This is a genomic window from Halomonas sp. THAF12 (assembly GCF_009363675.1).
Lineage (GTDB): Bacteria > Pseudomonadota > Gammaproteobacteria > Pseudomonadales > Halomonadaceae > Halomonas > Halomonas smyrnensis.
In genome coordinates this window covers 1399730-1416272 of the sequence record NZ_CP045399.1, presented here as the reverse complement: position 1 = coordinate 1416272, position 16543 = coordinate 1399730, and the positions used below count along the sequence as shown (strand labels likewise).

Here is a 16543-nt window from a genome sequence, read left to right as displayed (position 1 = left end):
GACGGGCCAGCGGCGACGGCTCAGGCGCATGATCCAGCGGCTCAGCGCCCAGCGCACGGATCGGCTGGTCGGCCTGTCGGACCACGACGACTGACGCGCCCATAAAAATAACCTTGCTAACTAAATTCTCGTTGAAGTATGGTGGCCACACGTCAGCATCCTCGCGATGCCTCCACTTCATCCAGCATCTGCCGAGATGCCAAGGAGAGACACATGGCCACCCTGACCGCCGTCAACGACAGCAATTACACCCAGGAAGTGATCGACAGCAGCCAGCCGGTGCTGGTCAAGTTCTGGGCACCCTGGTGCGGGCCCTGCAAGATGCTCGACCCGGTCGTCGAGACCATCGCCGAGGAGCAGGACGCCGCGCTCAAGGTCGTCACCATCAACGTCGACGAGGCGCCCGACCTGGCCGCCAGGAATGGCGTGCGCGGCCTGCCGACCATCGCCCTCTTCAAGGGCGGGGAAAAGGCCGAAGCCCTCACCGGCGTGCAGCCCAAGGAAAGCTTCGATGACCTGATCGCTCGCCACGCCTGAGGCGAGAGCGGCACAACAGCGAAGCGACAGCGGGGCCCGTTCGGGCCCCGCTTTCGTCTGCCCCGCCCCTTTCTTTCCCCTGGTTCCCTCGCCGCTGATCCCCTCACCGTCATGGCGACGTCGGGCGCCGCTGCCTATGACGCTTCCGGGCATACATCGCCGCGTCGGCGCGCTGCATCAGCGCCTCGAGATCCAGCGTGCGCGAGTCGTCGAAGCCGATCCCGATGCTGACGCCCACGCGGATCGCCGTGTCGTCCGAGAGCCGGATCGGCTGGCGGATCGCGGCCTCCAGACGCCGCTTCAGTGCCTCGACCTCCTCGAGGCCGCTCAGGTCCTCACACAGCACCAGGAACTCGTCGCCGCCGAGGCGGGCACAGTGGTCGTGCTGGCGGATCTGGTGGCGCAGCCGCCCGGCGATGACCCGGATGACGCTGTCGCCCGTGGCGTGGCCGAAGCGGTCATTGATCGGCTTGAAGTCGTCGAGATCCAGCATCAGCACCGCCAGCGGTCCGCCGCTCTTCTCGCGGCGCCCCCAGGCCGCCGCCGCGCGATCGGCCAGGCCGGTGCGGTTCAACAGCCCGGTCAGGGTGTCCTGGCGGGCCATCTCCTCGAGCTCCGCGGTACGCTCGGCGACGCGCTTCTCGAGAATCGCTTCCTGGGTCTTCAGCGACGCCACCAGCTGCGCCTGGGCCTTCTCCCTCTGGCGCTTGAGCGTATTGAAGCGCGCCGCCAGCGCGAAGGACAGCAGCAGCATCTCCAGCGCCGACCCCGCCTGGATGCCGTACAGCGTGAAGGCGTTCGACGGAATGATGCCTAGGTTGCGCAGGGCGAAGATCGAGGCGCCCACCAGCAGGAAGGCCCAGGCCAGCATGAACAGCCTGGCCCCCGGCACGCGGCGGTAGGCGCAGGTCACGGCACAGGCCAGCAGCGACAGGCAGGTCGCCAGCCCGACCACATCCATCAGCTGAAGCGCCAGATGACGCGGCAGAACGCCGACGCCGATCAGGCCCGCCAGGCATGCCAGCAGCAGCCAGCGCAGGCCACGGTGCCAGCGCGGCGCGAAATGTCGGGTGCGCAGGAACTGGCGGGCGAAGAGGATGCCGAGCGCCGCCGAGAGCGTGAAGCAGAGGGCAAGAAGACGCGCGGTCGCCTCGCCCAGCCCGCCCCACAGCAGCAACGGCCCCAGGCCGTTGGCGGTGACGACCGCCACGCAGAAGCTGCCGACGAACAGCGCATAGAGCAGGAACACCCGCTCCTGAAGACCGACGAACAGCAGCAGGTTGTAGAGCCCCAGCGCCACCAGCAGGCCGACATAGGCGGAGAGCCAGAACATTTCCCGGTCATTGGCGACCCGGAAGGCCTCGAGGCTCAGCAGCTCGACGCCGAGCGCCATGCTACCGGCGCTTTCCACCCGCGCCAGCAGGGTGACGGTCTCGCCAGCTTCGAGCTCCAACGGGAACGCAGGCAACCGATGGGCCAACACACGATGCTCGGGAGCGAGCGCCAGCCCACTCTGCCAGGCCTGCGCGATCGCACCATTCTCCACCCGATAGAGCGAGACGTGCTCCAGCAGCGGATAGACGAAGCGCAGCACGGCCTCGCTTGCGCCATGCGCCCCGCCCGAGACCCGCAACCGCAGCCACACCGGATGCCCGGTGTAGCCGATGCTCTGCTCGGCCCGCGTCTCGAGCGGCCGGAAGGCGTCCTCCCGGCCGATCAGCGCCGGCGCCTGCCACTGCCCTCCCGGATCGGCCAGCATGGCGACGCTCTCGATGTTCGGCGGCCCCGACGACGCCATGGCGCCGGTCGCGAGCGAGAACAGCAGCACCATGGCGGCCAGCCCCGGGCGCAGGCCGCCCAGCAGCGGGATGTTGGGGAAGGAAGAGCGCAGGAGCATGCAGCATGAGCCTCAAAGGCGCCGGCCGGCCGTATACGGAAAGGCTACTCATGGAGGGGCCTGACAGGCAAATCGGGGCTCGACGACCGGATGGGCACCGCCCTGCCCCGCCGCCAGGGCCTTGCTCGCCGCGCGCGACACGCCAGATCAATGGCTTGCTGACTGCCCGTTTGCGCACAGTGTTCTTAGCGTGACAGGCGCCTCGGGATGGTCAAGACTCAGACGGATGCCCATGTCAGGAGAGTTCACCCATGCAGCTTCTCGTCGTCAGCTACACCCCGGGCAGCTACCTGCTGCATTGCCTGGAAGCCGAGGAAATCCCCGGTGTCGGCAGCCTGATCGAAGCCGAGCGCGTCAGGGGCCGCGTGCTCAGCGCCGAGCGCTTCACCGACGTTCAGGGCTGTGAAGGCGCGGTGATCGTCGATGATCTCACCGTCAGCCAGGCGGCCGAACTCAGGCCCGCCACGGGCGCTGTGCGGGGAGCGGAATAAGCCGGCTGCACCGCAGGGTCAGTGCCTGGGCGAGCCTTCGCGACAAACGCTTCAGACGGAACCGAGCACAAGACGCGCCAGGGTCATGGGGCGAAACCCTCGCCCGTGGATCACCGCTGGCGCCGCAGGAAGTGGCGATGCTCGAACTGCCAGGCATGGGCCACGATATCGCGCAAGTCATGGGTCGGCGTCCAGCCGAGCGCCCGCTCGGCCTTGGCGATGCTGGCCACCAGGCGATCGGGATCGCCCGGCCGCCGGGGGCAGATGGCGATCTCGATCTCGCGACCGGTGACCTCCCTGGCGGTGCGGATCAGCTCGAGCACGCTGTAGCCGACACCGCAGCCGAGATTGAAGACGTCGCTCTCGCCCCCCGCCAGCAGGCGCTCCAGGGCCAGCTCATGGGCGCGACACAGGTCCTCGACGTGCACGAAGTCACGCACGCAGGTGCCGTCGGCCGTCGGGTAGTCGTCACCGAACACATCGATCCGCTCGCGGCGTCCCGAGGCCGCCTGCAGCACCAGCGGAATCAGGTGGCTCTCGGGCTCGTGCCGCTCTCCGAGCACCCCGTCGGGGTCGGCGCCGGCAGCATTGAAGTAGCGCAGGCAGATGGCCTGCATTCCATAGGCACGACGATAGTCCTCGAGGGCCCGCTCGACCAGGTACTTGGTATTGCCATAGGGATTGATGGGATCGCAGGGCAGGGTCTCGTCCAGATCCCCCTCGCCGGGCATGCCGTAGACCGCGGCGGTCGACGAGAAGACGAAACGCGGGATCCCGTGTCTTGCCATGGCATCCATCAACGCCAGGGTCTGCACCACGTTGTTGTGATAGAAGGCCGAGGGATCGCGCACCGACTCGCCCACCTCGATCAGGGCGGCGAAATGCATCACCGCATCGAAGGCGGTCGAAGAGAGCAGCCGGTCGAGGAGCGCACGGTCCCCGAGGTCTCCGACGACCAGCTCGGCGCCCATCACCGCGTCGCGATGGCCTCGAGAGAGATTGTCGAGCACCGTGACGGCGTAGCCCGAACGGGTCAGCCGCTTGACCATGTGGGAGCCGATGTAGCCGGCTCCGCCCACCACCAGTACTCTGGCCTTGCCACCGGGCTCAGTGATCATGTCGCTCTCCCTGGTCAGCGGTGAAGCTCCCCGGCCCTCGCGGCTCAGCCATCGACGGTGGCCTCGCCCGACCAGCGCTCGAGCTTCCGGTAGAGCGTCGAGGGGCTGACCGCCAGCGCGCGGGCCGCGCCCGGGACGCTGCCGTGATTCAAGGAGATGGCCCGCTCGATCACCCGCCGCTCGATCTGCGCAAGCGTCATGCCATCGAAGGCGGCCTCCGGGTCCACGGATGGCCCGTCGAGGGAGGGAGCCGCGGCCGAGGGCACGGCGCCGAAGCCTCCCGGGCTCGCGGGCGTCGCCTGGGGCACCGGGCTCGCCTCCCGGGGCAGCAGCGGCGCCAGCGAGAGCGCCGGCCCGGGATTCATGACCACCGCGCGGCGCATCGTGTTCTGCAATTCCCGCACGTTGCCGGGCCACGCATAGCGCCGGAGCTGATCGACGGCGGCGGCATCCAGGGGATCGAACGCCTTGCCCTCCTCGGCGGCGAAACGATCGAGGAAGGCCTGTGCCAGCAGCACCACGTCATCGCCGCGCTCACGCAGGGGCGGCAGCTCGATGGGCAGCACGGAGAGGCGGTAGAACAGGTCTTCCCGGAAGCGGCCGGCCTGCACCTCGGCGGCGGGATCGCGGTTGGTCGCGCAGACGACACGCACGTTGACCGCCTCGGGACGGCTGCTCCCCACGCGCTGGATCATGCCCGTCTGCAGGAAGCGCAGCAGCTTGACCTGGAGCTTGAGCTCCATTTCGCAGATTTCGTCGAGAAACAGGGTGCCGCCGTCGGCCTCCTTGGCGGCCCCGACGCGGTTGTCCAGCGCCCCGGTGAAGGCGCCCTTGACGTGGCCGAAGAGCTCCGACTCGAGCAGGTTTTCGGGAATGGCGCCGCAGTTGATGGCCACGAAATGGCCCTTGCTGCGCTGGCTGATGGCATGGATCGCCTCCGCCGTCACCTCCTTGCCGGTCCCGCTTTCCCCGGTCACGAACACGGTGGCCCGGGAGTTCGCGACGTTCTCGATGGCGCGATACACCACCTGCATGGCATCGGAGCCGCCGACGAACCCCTGGAAGCGATCGCGCTTCTTGATCCGGCGCGCGACCTGCACTTCGCGCTCCAGCATCCGATGCTGGCCGGCGCGAACCACCGTGGTGGTCAGGCGCTCCGGCGCCACCGGCTTGACCAAGAAGTCATAGGCGCCGGAGCGCATGGCCTGGATCGCGCGACTGATGGAGCCATCGGCGGTGATCACCACGACACTGGCGTCTCGCGCCATCTGCGGCGTCGATTCCAGCAATTCCAGGCCGTCGCCGTCGGGCAGGTTGAGGTCCAGCAGGATGACGTCGAAGGGCCGTGAGGATCGTGTCAGCTGCTGGCGTGCCTCGGCCCCGGAGTCGGCCATTTCCACGGTACAGCCCGCGGCCTCAAGCTGGCCCGCGAACGTCAGCGCCAGCGACACGGTATCCTCGATGATCAGCACATGGGTACTTTCACTCATATTGCATCGCTGTCTGTCCCTGGACGAATGATGAAGCGCGCATGATCCGACACGCTGTCGGGACACCACTCCACGCGACTATGCTCACTATAGAAAACGATGCACTGCTGAACCAGACCGAAGGCGATGTGCGCGAAGGCGCGATGGGAGCGGTAGGCAACGATGTATCCCCCCTCGCACTCGTGGGTCGTCACCGAGGGCGGCGTGGCCCCTGGATAGATGACCTTGACCTCCTCGTGGATATGACTCTGCACGTGATCGAGCAACTCGCGCGCCGAGGCGTAACGATGCAGCAGGTGGGGGAAGCGCACCTCGAAACGCTGGAACAGGTAGCGCCCGAAGGCCTCGCAGAGCCCGGCGGCGTCGGCATCGGCGAGGAGGGAGGCCGCCTCCACCAGGGCCCCCGCATGTTCGCTCGGGTAGTTGCCCACCGTGGTGAAGGCGGCCTCATTGGGCAAGTCGGCCTGCTCGATGACGCGCTCGGTGAAATCCGCCCCGAAGCTCTCGTCCATAAAGTTCATCAGCTCGACAAAGATCATCCCTTTCATGGCAGTCGCTCGCTCAACAGGTGAATCGACCGGGCACTGGCAGACCGCCTGTCGTGCCACCTGCGGCACGCGACGACGCCCGCGAGACTCCGGTGACGTGATGCATAGCACTACCCAAGCAAGAAAGATGCCAAGGTGCGACGCCCGGCACATCGGGATGCCTTCCTCCGACAATCGCAGAGTGCAACGGAAAAGACGCATTCTGCAACGATTGACGTTGCAGAATGCCATGAGCCGGCCCCATCGCCCGCCTCGGGGCCGGGCGCCCCCTCCGCCTTCCCGATCTCACCCCCCGTCTGCCGCCACGTTCCGGCACGCCACACGGCATCATCACCACGCAGCAGAAGAAACTTCTTCCCTCCTGGCCCGAATCTTGTATTCAATCTACTACAGTATTCTTCTAATGAAGGGAGAAAGCGCATGGACGATAGCATCTGCCGGGCTCGGGCGATCCTCGGCACGATCCTACTCGGACTGATCCTCACCGGCTGCGCCTCGGCGCCGACCCCCGACAACCGGGCGGAGGCGCGGTGGATGCCCCAGCAGGAGGAGCTCGAGACGGCTCGAGAGCAGTGCGTGCCCGGGCGACCCGCGCAGATGGACCCGGCGCTCGACCATGTCCCGGCCACGGACCTTCGCCGGGAGGGGGACATGCTGGGCCCGGGGGACAGGCTGCGCATCCAGGTGGTCGGCGATGACGGCCGCCTCTCCCGCGCCTACGTGATCGATGATTACGATCGCCTCGAGCTGCCCGGCCTCGCGCCGCTGGACACCCGGGGCAAGACCCTGCGCCAGGTCGAGACGACGCTGGCAGAGCGGCTGGTGGAGGCCGGCCTCGTTCGCCCCTTGCCGAGGGTCGTCGACGTATCGCTGATGGAAAGCGCCGGCCTCTCGGTGCCGGTCAGCGGCGCCGTCTTCCAGGCCGGCACGGTGCGCATCGGCGAGCGCGCGAGGGAGACGCTGGTGGGCCAGCGCGAGGGACCGGCCAGCGGCGATGCCAACAGCGAACGCAGCGTCGCAGCCGCCATTCGCGCCGCCGGGGGCGCGCGGCCCGATGCCGACCTGACGCGCATCCGGGTGGTACGTGGCCAGCGCTGGACCGAACTGGACCTCAGCGGGCTGCTCGACGGCACGCGTCTGGGCGACGTTCGCCTCTCCCCGGGCGATCGTGTCATCGTGCCGAGCACGGCGTGCTTCGACGAGCGACTGGTGCGCCCGAGCCCGCTGACGCCCCCCGGCATCCGCGTCTACCTGTCGAACCTGTCTCGGCCCGCCGCCAGCAATGCCAACTCGGCCATCGGCAAGGAATCCAGCAGCCTGCCCTACGGCACGCGGCTGCTGCAGGGCCTGGCTTCCGCCAACTGCATCGGCGGCTCGGCCATGAACGCGCATCGCCAGGCCGTGCTGATCTCCGCCAATCCGCTGAACGGCCGCAGCGTCGTGATCCAGCGCGACATCGAGGGGATGCTGGAACATGCCCAGCGGGACCGCATCAATCCCTACCTGATGCCCAATGACGCCATCGCCTGCTACGACAGCCGGGCCATGAACGCGCGCGACGCCATCGCCCTGTTCGGCGAGGCGCTCGGCTCCGCGGCGACCGCCATCCTGATCGACGACCTGGCACAATGAGCGAAGACACCTCGACACAGCCTCGCCGGCTGCAGCGGTTCTGGTACCTGGTGCGGGACGGCCTGCCCTCCGCCGGCCGCTACCGGCGCTATGCCGCCTCCCTGCTGCCCTGCCTGATCGTGATCTGGGGCCTGGTGGCGCTCTACCTCATCCTGGCGCCCGTCAGCTACAAGAGCTCGATGACGCTGATCCTGCCCGGCTCCGGCGCGGGCGGCTCCATCAACCTCGAATCCATCGGCCAGGCCACGTCGCAGACGACCTCGGCCTTCTCGAGCCCCTCGCTCAGTCCGACGCAGAACTACAAGCGCCTGCTCGGCGCGGACCTGATCCTGCGTCAGGGGGCGACCAGGCTGGCGGAGGACGCCGAGATCCTGCCGGAGCCGACCGTCAAGCTGGTCGATCAGACCAACCTGATCATGGTGTCGATGCCCGGGGCCAGCCCCGAGCAGGCGCAGGAGCGCCTGGAGGCCCTCCGGCTCGCCTTCCTGTCGGGCCTCGAGCGCCTGCGTCAGGACGAGGCCGCGAAGCGCGAGGCCGCCGACCTCGCGCGGCTCGACGAGCTGGAGCAGAAGCTCCAGCAGGCGCAGCGCCGGGTCCTCGAGTTCCAGGGCACGACGGGGCTGGCGACCCTGGACCAGTTCCATCAGCGGCTCAACGTGGTCGACGGCCTGCAGGGCAGCGAACGCGAGTTCCGCCAGGCGGTGCGGCGCAGTGAGGCCCAGGCCCGCCGGCTCGGCGAGATGCTCGATATCTCCCTGGACGAGGCACGCAGCGCACAGCTGCTGCGCGCCGACCCGCTGTTCCAGTCGCTGCTGACCCGCTATGCCGGCGTGCTGGCCGACTGGACCCAGGCGCGCGCCACCCTGGGCGAGCAGCACCTGACGCTGACCGAGCTGAGCGCCCAGCGCCGTACCCTGCGCCAGTCGCTGGTGCAGCGTGGCACCGACCTGACCCCGCTGTCTCCCGAGACCCTGCTCGGCTTCGCCGATCTCTCCGTCAGCGATGGCCGCGAGCGACTGCTCGACGAGCTGATGCGCACGGCGGGCAGCGGCGCCGGCGCCCAGGCGGCGCTGGCGGAGGTCCGGGAGCAGATCGCCCAGCAGAGCGATGAGGCGAACGCGCTGGTGGAGAAGGCCGCCGAGCTGACCGACCTGCTGCGCGAACAGCGCGTCGCCGAGGCGGTCTTCTCCTCCGCCCTGGCGCGCCTGGACACCAACAAGGCCGACCCCTTCGCCTCCTACCCCCTGGTACAGACCTTCGAGTTCCCCTCGCTGCCGCGGGGCCCCTCCTCGCCCTCCACCCTGCTGGCCGTCGCCGGCGCGGTGGTGGCTTCGATCCTCGTCACCATGGGCTTCCTGCTGCTATGGCTGCGCCAACCCCTTATCCAGCTAATGCTGCCGAAAAGCTGATCTCGGTGGCGATCCAGAGCACCTGGCTGCTCTGGGTGTTCGGCGGCCTGTACATCGCCGGACCGGCGCTGGCCTGGATACTGGGCCTGATGGCCGCCGTCACCCTCTACCTCGGCCCCGCGCTGCCCCAGCACCAGCGGCCGCCGCCGCTGCATCCGACCATCCTGCTGTGGCTGGTCGGCATGCTGGCCATGCTGGTGATCCTTATCGTGGGCCATGTGCTCAACGGGCTGGGGCTGGGCAAGACCATCAAGTCCTCCATCGGCTGGGCCAAGGGGTGGGCGCTGATCGCCCTGTTCCCCTTCGCCGGCGCGGTGCTCGCCATCCGCCCCGAGGTGATCTACCGCGCGGTCTGCCGGCTGGGGCTGCAGACCCTGATTCTGCTGCCGCTGTTTCTGGTGGCGCCGTTCATCGGCCTGCCGGGCCTGCTCTACGTCTCGCCGCTGAAGATCGTGGGCGGCTCGGGGCCCGAGTACTTCGCCGTGATCCTCTACACCCTGGAGCCCGGCACGGGGGTGCCGCGCTGGCAGTTCTTCGCCCCCTGGGCGCCGGCGGCCGGCATGGTCGCCGTGGTGCACATCCTGTGCGCGCTGGAGGAGAAACACCTGGGATGGAAGATCATCGGCGTGGGGGCGGGCCTGATGATGGCCCTGCTGTGCCAGTCGCGCCTGGCGCTGGTCGCGCTCGCCATCGTCTGGCCGCTGGCCTTCGGCATCAGCCAGCTGCGCCGGCCCTGGACCTGGTTCACCGCCGCGCCCGCGATACTGGGGCTGGGGCTCTTCGCGCCGCAGCTGCAGATGCTGCTGGACCAGGCGATCGCGCGCTTCGTGGGCGCGCGGGCCGACTCGAGCCGGGTGCGCGCGGCGCTGGGGAGGATCGCGGTGGAGCGCTGGCGCAACGAGGCGCCCTGGTTCGGCCACGGCGTGGTGGAGAACGGCCCCCACCTGGTGGAGTACATGCCCATCGGCAGCCACCACAGCTGGTTCGGCCTGCTGTTCGTGAAGGGCATCACCGGCCTGTTCGCCCTGCTCCTTCCGCTGCTGGCGAGCCTGTGGATGGCGGCGCGACTCTCACTCACTCACCCCGTCGGACGCGTCGCCCTGTCGATGCTGCTGCTGCTGACGCTCTACAGCTTCGGCGAGAACCTCGAGATCCTGAGCTACCTCTACTGGCCGGCGCTGCTGCTGGTCGGCGTGGCCGCGAGGACCGCCTCCCGGAAGCGCCGACTCGCCGCCGCCGCTCGAGATGCCTCAACGCCGGCGTCCTGAGGAAGAGGCGTCAGGCATCCGCGCTCAGCAGGCGACGCCAGGCGTCGAGGCGCGCCTCGGTCAGGCCGGCCACCGAGGCGCGGGCCCTCCTGCCCAGCTCCGCCAGGGAGCGCTCGCTAAGCGCGGCCAGGCTGTCCTGGAGTCCGCTCGGGGAGGCGAAGTCGACTCGCAGCCCCGCCTCGCCGAGCTGCTCGGGGAGGCCATCGACATCGGCCACCAGCAAGGCCCGCGCCGCCTGGCGTGCCTCCGTGGCCACCAGCCCGAAGGCCTCCCAGCGGGACGGCACCGCGATGACGTCGCACCGGGCCAGGAAGGCCGCGCGATCCGACACCGGGCCGACGAAGCGCACATGGGGCAGGCCCGCCGCGGCGGCCTTGAGGGCCGCCTCCTGAGGGCCGAAACCGCCCAGCAGCAGCGTGTAGCGCTCAGGATCGAGCCCCCGGAAGGCCTCGATCAGCCGATCGAAGCCCTTCTGCTCGGCGAAGCGCCCGTAGGCGCCGACCACCAGCGGGCGCCGATGCGTCTCGTCCGGCGGCGCGATCGCCGCCAGGTCGGGCACGTCGCTCCAGGGCGAGATCACGCTGAGGCGGCGTCCGGGGATGCCCACCGCCTGCTCCAGCCACGCCCGCTGGCCGTGGGAGACCGCCACCACGTCGTCGAAGAGCCGGTAGGCGAGACGCAGCATGGTGCGAAAGCGCCGCCGATGAGGCACGCAGTGCGCCTCCCAGGCCCCGGTGTAGCTGTGCTCGACGTGGATCAGGCGCGCACGCGGATAGCGGGCGCGCAGGGCGGCGAGGAACGGCAGGGCGCGCCAGCGCGGCGGGAAGTGGGTCAGGATGACATCGGCCTCCAGGCGCGGCACCCGGGGCCGGTCCGGCACCACCTGGACCACCCGCGAGGTCACGAGATCGGCGAGCCCCGGATGGTCGTAGATCGCCAGCGCCTGGGTGACGCCGCCGGGGGCGACGTCGTCCAGCAGGTGCACCACCCTGATCGGCGTCATGCCGCGGCTCCGGCACCGAGGCGGCGCGCCGCCAGCGCCCGGAAGGCCCGGCGCGGCAGCCAGCGTGCCGCCAGCGATCCGAGGGTGGTTTCCAGCGTCTTGAGCGGCTCGCGAAGCAGGATCGAGGGGCTGGCGGCGAAGGCCTGGCCGATCAACGACACGGCGAAGCCGCCGTCGCCCAGCTGCACGGCGCGACGGGCCAGGTAGCGCAGCTGATAGGCCCTGGCGCGGCGGCCGTAGCGCGCCAGCAGGGCCGGCGCGTAGTCGCGCGCCTTGTCGATGGCCCGCTCCCAGCTCTCGAACTGGCGCACCATGTTGGCCGACAGGCCACCGCCGAGGATGCGATAGTCGGTCAGGCTCCCCTCGATGCCCTCGAAGACGCAGCCCGCGCCGGCACTCATCCGCAGCCACAGCTCGATGTCCTCGGACTGGCGGAAACTCTCGTCGAACCAGCAGGTGCGCCCCGGCTCACGGGGGTGAGGGAAGGCGACGCGCTCCAGCGCCGAGCGGCGGATCACCGCCGCCGAGCCGTTGCCCACGGGATTTCTCATCAGCACGTGGTGAGGCTTGATGCCGGTCAGGCGCGGCCGCTGCTCGATCCCCAGGGGGCGCCCCGCCGCATCGATCAGCCGCGAGCCGGCATAGCTGACGTCGACCTCGCCGCTGGCCCGCAGGTGGATGAAGTGCAGGGCGAGCTTGGTGGGGTGCCAGCGATCGTCGGAGTCCAGCAGCGCGATGTAGTCGCCGCGGGCGGCGGCGATGCCGGTGTTGCGCGCGCCGGCCAGGCCACGGTTGTGCTGGGTGACGATACGGATCCGCTCATCGCTGTAGCCGCGGCAGATCTCCATGCTGTGATCGCTCCCACCGTCGTCGACGATGATGAGCTCGAAATCACGAAAGGTCTGTTCCAGCACGGAGGCGATCGCCTCGCCGACGAAGGCTTCGACCTGGTAGACCGGCATCACGACGGAGAAGATGGGGTGGCTCATGGGAAGGCTCCTGGAGAGGGGAAAGCGCTGCGGTTCGCTATCTACACTCCAAGAACCGTGCCAACTTATTTTTTCTTTCAGAAACAGCAGGATAACGAATAGCCGCGTCCGCCGACGTGCGATCTGTCACCACAATGCGATGCAGGCTGCAATTCGGCGACGGGCGTCTTTGCAAAGTGCAACGATCGCCCGCCTTCCCGGCCCCCGGGGTGGCGCCCTAGGCGAACAGGCGCATGCGCGCCGCCCTGGGCAGCAGCGGGCTGACCAGCGCGCCGATCACGGTCAGCGCTCCCCGGCGCCTGTCCTTCAGGAAGGCGCCGGGTGAGCTCTTGAGGCCCTCGAGCGCGAAGCCCCAGGCCTGGGTGGAGGAGCCGCCGGCGCGCAGCGCACGGCGCGCCAGGTAGCGACAGTAGAGCGCCCGCGCCGCCGCCACGTCGAAGCCCTCGGCATACGCCTCGCTCAGCCGCCGCCAGCCGGCGTACATGGCGGGCAGATCGGCCGACAGTCCTCCCGTGGAGAGCCGGTACCCCACCAGCACGCGTTGCAGCCCGACAGCCCTTGCCCCGCCGGCGATCGCCCGCGCGAGCCACTCCTGATCCTCGGCGTGCTGCATGCCCTCGCGAAAGCCGCCACTGGCCTGCCAGCACGCGCGGGTGACCACCAGGTTGGAGGTGGTGCAGACCGGGTTCTCCCCCAGCGCCTGCTCGAGGGCGAGCGCCCCCGTCGGCACCGTCGAGTGAGTCCGGGCGGCCTCCAGCCCGGAGTCGTCCGGATGCAGGAAGGCGATCCGGGCATAGCTGATCTCGACGCCTCGGTGCCGCTCGTGGAAGGCCGCGTGTGCCTCGAGCTTGTCGGGCGCCCACAGGTCATCGGCATCGAGAAAGGCGATCAGCTCGCCGCGGGCATGCGCGGCACCGGCATTGCGGGCGCGGGCCACGCCGCCGTTGGCCTGATCGATGACATGGATGCGCGCGTCGCGCCGCTGCCAGCGGGTGAGCCGTTGGAGGGTGTCGTCCGTCGAGCCGTCGTTGACCAGCCAGACCTCGAAGTCCGTCTCGCGCTGGTCGAGCACGCTGCCCAGGGTCGCATCGATCGCCTCGCCCCCGTTGTAGACGGGGATGACCACGGAGAATCTTGGCGACGTCATGCGGAGGCCCTCTGGAAACCGGCCAGGGTCGCGATGCCTTCACGCCCCGACAGCAGATGGATCGACGCGGGAATCAGCGCCAGGGCCAGGCCGATCACGTAGGCCCATGCCGATGCCATGAGGCCGAATCCCGCGAACAGGGTCAACCCGCCCAGCGCCGCGGCCGCGGCGACGCTGTTGAGCAGCGCCTCGACGCCGGGGCGGCACTGGGCACGCAGCCAGGCGCTGGCCACGGCGGCGAAGATCATCGGCACCGCGCCCAGCGCCAGGACCGAGACCAGGGGCGCGGCTTCCCGCCACTGCTCGCCGAACACCAGAGGCACGTACCAGGGGGCCAGGCCGACCTGGAGCGCCAGCACGGGAAGGAAGAGCGCCAGCCCCAGCCACAGCCCCTGGCGGCAGCGACGGGCGCGGCTCGAGGCGGCCTGGGCCGCGCTGATGTAGGGGAACAGCACCTGCCCCAGGGCCGTGATGAAGGACGTGGTGATGCCGAGGCCGGCGTTGAAGGCGAAGTAGTAGATGCCCAGCGCCTGCACGCCGAACAGCGCCCCGACCAGCAGCTTGTCGAGCTGGGTGCGCCCGACGTTGACCAGCTCGGAGACCAGCACGCCGGCGGCGAAGCCGAGAAACGACCGCCAGGGCGTCAGCCCGGCCGCCGCCTGCGGCCGCCAGGCCTTGGCCCGGCGCACCAGCAGCAGCCACAGCGGGGCGGTGACGAGCTTGGGCAGGACGATGGCCCAGGCGCTGGGCCACAGCAGCACGAAGGCGAGCGTCAGCAGCTGATCGGCGATGGCCTGAGCGGCAGTGATCCGCGCGATGATGCCGAAGCGGCCGTCACGCATCAGCAGAAAGACCTGGACCAGTCCCGCGGGCATGAACAGGTAGACCCCGGAGAGCACAGCCAGCATCGCCGCGATCTCCCCCATGCCGAAGGCGTGAAGCACGGCCGCCAGCGTGAGCTGGATCAGGCTTACGCCCAGGCACCAGACCCAGAAGAGGCGATGGGCGGTGTTGCAGGTGGCCGCCAGCTGCTCTGGAGACTCGGCGATGATGCGCTGGCCGATGCCGGCGTTGGCCAGCACCCGCACCACCTCGAACAGGCTCAGCGCCAGGGCGGCAACGCCCATGATGGTCGGCGAGACCTGTCGGGCGATGACGACCACGCTGGCGATCCGGATGAGCCGCGTCGCCACCTCGGCCCCGCCGAAGGCGGCGAGTCCACTCAGCAGCTGGCCGATATCGGCGGTACGGCAGCGGGCGATCAGGTGGGCAGGGTTCATGGTGCTCTCCGGGGGATCAGGGACCGAAACAGTTATTCAATTTCCGGGCCAACCTCACCATTTCTAATGTTATCAATAGCTTGAACACTCCCCCTGAGCGATCTGCATCATGGCGGTCCCGGGTGCATCGCGTAACGCAACGCGACGTCGCATTCCTCATTGCAGATTGCAAATCTTCCGCGACACGCCGCGGGGGCAAAGACGCAAAGCACTGTTATTAAAGTAATAAAAAAACTGGCACGGTTCTTGATACGGGAGAGGCAGTCCACCCTACGACGCGCTGGAGCCTGCCATGACCGTCTTCACCGATACCCTTCGCCACCTCGACGCCACTTCCTCTCGCCGCGGGCTCCATGACTTCGTCGCTCCCGGGCGGGAGGCGCTCCCCACCACTCGCCTCTTCGGGCTGCCGCTGGTGAACGCCTCCCGGGCCCAGGCTGTGTCGCGCATCATGGCGCTGGCCACGCAGCCGGCACGCGCCGTCGTCAACTTCGTCAATGCCCACTGCGTCAACGTGGCCCGCACCGATGCCCGCTATCGCGGTCACCTGCGCCAGTCGGATCTGCTGCTGCCCGACGGGTCCGGCATGCGCCTGGCCTCTCGCCTGGCGGGCGTCTCCCTCGGCGACAACCTCAACGGCACCGACCTCTTCCCGATGCTCTGCGAGCGGGCCGCCAGGCAGGGGCTCTCCATCTACCTGCTGGGCGGCCGCCCCGGCACCGCCCGGCGCGCCGCCGAGGAGATGCAGCGGCGCTTCCCCGGGCTGATCGTGGCCGGTACCCAGCACGGCTACTTCGCGGCCGCCGATACCCCGCGCATCATCGAGCGGGTCAACGCGGCCCGGCCGGCGCTGCTGTTCGTCGGCTTCGGCGTGCCGCTCCAGGAAGCGTGGATCGCCGAGCATCGCGCGGTCCTCAATGCCCCCGTGGCCCTGGGGGTCGGCGGCCTGTTCGACTACTACGCGGGCAACGTGACGCGCGCCCCCGCCCTGCTGCGCCGCCTGGGCGGCGAGTGGCTCTGGCGGCTGGCCCAGGAGCCGCGTCGCCTCGCCAGGCGCTACCTGCTGGGCAATGTCACCTTCATGACCCACGCCATCGGCCAGGGCCTCGCCGCGCGCCGGCCCACCCACGTCGCCCATGCCGCCGCCAAGCGAGCGCTGGACATCGCCATCTCCGGCACCGCCCTGCTGCTGCTCTCGCCCCTGCTGGCGCTGATCGTGCTGGCCATTCGCGGCGAGGACGGGGGCCCGGCGCTGTTCGCCCAGCGGCGCATCGGCGCCCAGGGCAAGCCGTTCACGATGCTCAAGTTCCGCTCCATGGTGCAGGACGCCGAGGCGCGCCGCGCCGAGCTGCTGGCCAAGAGCGAGCGCGACGGCGTGTGCTTCAAGATGAAGCGGGACCCGCGCATCACGCGCATCGGGGCCTGGCTGCGCAAGACCTCGCTGGACGAACTGCCGCAGCTGATCAACGTGCTGCGCGGCGACATGTCGATCGTCGGCCCCCGCCCGGCCCTGCCCGACGAGGTGGTGACCTACGCCGGCAGCAGCTGGCAGCGCCTGGCGGGCAAGCCCGGCATCACCTGCACCTGGCAGGTCTCGGGGCGCGCCGACATCCCCTTCGAGCGCCAGGTGACCATGGACATCGAGTACCTGGGTCGGAAATCCGTCTTCCACGACCTGGCGCTGATGCTGCGCACGGTACCGGCGGTGCTGACCAGCCGCGGGGCCTACTGAGC

14 protein-coding genes are annotated in these 16543 nt (G+C 69.4%); 6 read left to right on the top strand and 8 right to left on the bottom strand.

Annotated elements, in window-relative coordinates:
- Positions 1-213 precede the first annotated feature (213 nt).
- On the top strand, positions 214-537 hold the full coding sequence (gene trxA, locus FIU88_RS06475) for a thioredoxin (protein ID WP_152478608.1): 324 nt from the start codon (positions 214-216) through the stop codon (positions 535-537).
- Positions 538-646: 109 nt separating this feature from the next.
- Here trxA and FIU88_RS06470 read toward each other — a convergent pair whose 3' ends face one another.
- A complete protein-coding gene (locus FIU88_RS06470) occupies positions 647-2434 on the bottom strand; it encodes a diguanylate cyclase (protein WP_253742763.1) in 1788 nt (595 codons plus the stop codon).
- A 251-nt stretch (positions 2435-2685) separates the two neighbouring features.
- On the opposite strand from FIU88_RS06470, the gene FIU88_RS06465 reads away from it, so the two are divergent.
- On the top strand, positions 2686-2925 hold the full coding sequence (locus FIU88_RS06465) for a hypothetical protein (protein WP_152478607.1): 240 nt from the start codon (positions 2686-2688) through the stop codon (positions 2923-2925).
- 110 nt (positions 2926-3035) lie between these two features.
- On the opposite strand, the gene galE is transcribed toward FIU88_RS06465, so the two are convergent.
- Genes galE through FIU88_RS06450 form a run of 3 tightly spaced genes read right to left on the bottom strand, consistent with a single transcriptional unit; the run spans position 3036 to position 6081 of the window.
- Entirely contained in the window at positions 3036-4043 is a 1008-nt protein-coding gene (galE, locus tag FIU88_RS06460) for a UDP-glucose 4-epimerase GalE (protein WP_152478606.1), read from the bottom strand.
- A 44-nt stretch (positions 4044-4087) separates the two neighbouring features.
- Positions 4088-5533: a sigma-54 dependent transcriptional regulator gene (locus tag FIU88_RS06455; protein WP_172977670.1), complete on the bottom strand. Its 1446-nt coding sequence runs from the start codon at positions 5531-5533 to the stop codon at positions 4088-4090.
- Positions 5530-6081, bottom strand: coding sequence for a heme NO-binding domain-containing protein (locus FIU88_RS06450; protein ID WP_016856191.1), 552 nt, complete (start codon positions 6079-6081; stop codon positions 5530-5532). Before FIU88_RS06450 ends, FIU88_RS06455 begins: the two co-directional genes overlap by 4 nt.
- Before the next feature lie 420 nt (positions 6082-6501).
- On the opposite strand from FIU88_RS06450, the gene FIU88_RS06445 reads away from it, so the two are divergent.
- The 3 genes from FIU88_RS06445 to FIU88_RS06435 are packed head-to-tail and all read left to right on the top strand — an operon-like array spanning position 6502 to position 10390.
- On the top strand, positions 6502-7713 hold the full coding sequence (locus FIU88_RS06445; protein ID WP_152478604.1) for a polysaccharide biosynthesis/export family protein: 1212 nt from the start codon (positions 6502-6504) through the stop codon (positions 7711-7713).
- The gene (locus FIU88_RS06440) at positions 7710-9122 is read left to right on the top strand and encodes a hypothetical protein (protein ID WP_152478603.1); all 1413 of its coding nucleotides are present in this window, start codon (positions 7710-7712) and stop codon (positions 9120-9122) included. Before FIU88_RS06445 ends, FIU88_RS06440 begins: the two co-directional genes overlap by 4 nt.
- Before the next feature lie 5 nt (positions 9123-9127).
- Complete coding sequence (locus FIU88_RS06435) at positions 9128-10390, top strand: O-antigen ligase domain-containing protein (RefSeq protein ID WP_216647302.1); 1263 nt, start codon at positions 9128-9130, stop codon at positions 10388-10390.
- Positions 10391-10400: 10 nt separating this feature from the next.
- On the opposite strand, the gene FIU88_RS06430 is transcribed toward FIU88_RS06435, so the two are convergent.
- From FIU88_RS06430 to FIU88_RS06415, 4 genes are all read right to left on the bottom strand, one after another.
- Positions 10401-11393 carry a glycosyltransferase family 4 protein gene (locus tag FIU88_RS06430; protein ID WP_152478601.1) on the bottom strand — a complete coding sequence of 331 codons (993 nt, stop codon included), beginning with the start codon at positions 11391-11393 and terminating at the stop codon, positions 10401-10403.
- Positions 11390-12382 carry a glycosyltransferase gene (locus tag FIU88_RS06425; protein ID WP_152478600.1) on the bottom strand — a complete coding sequence of 331 codons (993 nt, stop codon included), beginning with the start codon at positions 12380-12382 and terminating at the stop codon, positions 11390-11392. Before FIU88_RS06425 ends, FIU88_RS06430 begins: the two co-directional genes overlap by 4 nt.
- 217 nt (positions 12383-12599) lie before the next feature.
- Positions 12600-13529, bottom strand: coding sequence for a glycosyltransferase family A protein (locus FIU88_RS06420; RefSeq protein WP_152478599.1), 930 nt, complete (start codon positions 13527-13529; stop codon positions 12600-12602).
- Complete coding sequence (locus FIU88_RS06415; RefSeq protein WP_016856198.1) at positions 13526-14809, bottom strand: oligosaccharide flippase family protein; 1284 nt, start codon at positions 14807-14809, stop codon at positions 13526-13528. Before FIU88_RS06415 ends, FIU88_RS06420 begins: the two co-directional genes overlap by 4 nt.
- A gap of 292 nt (positions 14810-15101) precedes the next feature.
- Here FIU88_RS06415 and FIU88_RS06410 point away from each other — a divergent pair, with 292 nt between their 5' ends.
- Positions 15102-16541 carry a WecB/TagA/CpsF family glycosyltransferase gene (locus FIU88_RS06410; RefSeq protein WP_152478598.1) on the top strand — a complete coding sequence of 480 codons (1440 nt, stop codon included), beginning with the start codon at positions 15102-15104 and terminating at the stop codon, positions 16539-16541.
- Positions 16542-16543: the final 2 nt, after the last annotated feature.

Excerpts from the sequence above, each read along its gene's own strand:
- FIU88_RS06450 (WP_016856191.1), bottom strand. The coding sequence starts at position 6,081 with ATGAAAGGGATGATCTTTGTCGAGCTGATGAACTTTATGGACGAGAGC.
- trxA (WP_152478608.1), top strand. The coding sequence starts at position 214 with ATGGCCACCCTGACCGCCGTCAACGACAGCAATTACACCCAGGAAGTG.
- FIU88_RS06425 (WP_152478600.1), bottom strand. The coding sequence starts at position 12,382 with ATGAGCCACCCCATCTTCTCCGTCGTGATGCCGGTCTACCAGGTCGAA.
- FIU88_RS06440 (WP_152478603.1), top strand. The coding sequence starts at position 7,710 with ATGAGCGAAGACACCTCGACACAGCCTCGCCGGCTGCAGCGGTTCTGG.
- FIU88_RS06415 (WP_016856198.1), bottom strand. The coding sequence starts at position 14,809 with ATGAACCCTGCCCACCTGATCGCCCGCTGCCGTACCGCCGATATCGGC.
- FIU88_RS06430 (WP_152478601.1), bottom strand. The coding sequence starts at position 11,393 with ATGACGCCGATCAGGGTGGTGCACCTGCTGGACGACGTCGCCCCCGGC.
- FIU88_RS06455 (WP_172977670.1), bottom strand. The coding sequence starts at position 5,533 with ATGAGTGAAAGTACCCATGTGCTGATCATCGAGGATACCGTGTCGCTG.
- FIU88_RS06410 (WP_152478598.1), top strand. The coding sequence starts at position 15,102 with ATGACCGTCTTCACCGATACCCTTCGCCACCTCGACGCCACTTCCTCT.
- FIU88_RS06465 (WP_152478607.1), top strand. The coding sequence starts at position 2,686 with ATGCAGCTTCTCGTCGTCAGCTACACCCCGGGCAGCTACCTGCTGCAT.
- galE (WP_152478606.1), bottom strand. The coding sequence starts at position 4,043 with ATGATCACTGAGCCCGGTGGCAAGGCCAGAGTACTGGTGGTGGGCGGA.
- FIU88_RS06420 (WP_152478599.1), bottom strand. The coding sequence starts at position 13,529 with ATGACGTCGCCAAGATTCTCCGTGGTCATCCCCGTCTACAACGGGGGC.
- FIU88_RS06445 (WP_152478604.1), top strand. The coding sequence starts at position 6,502 with ATGGACGATAGCATCTGCCGGGCTCGGGCGATCCTCGGCACGATCCTA.
- FIU88_RS06470 (WP_253742763.1), bottom strand. The coding sequence starts at position 2,434 with ATGCTCCTGCGCTCTTCCTTCCCCAACATCCCGCTGCTGGGCGGCCTG.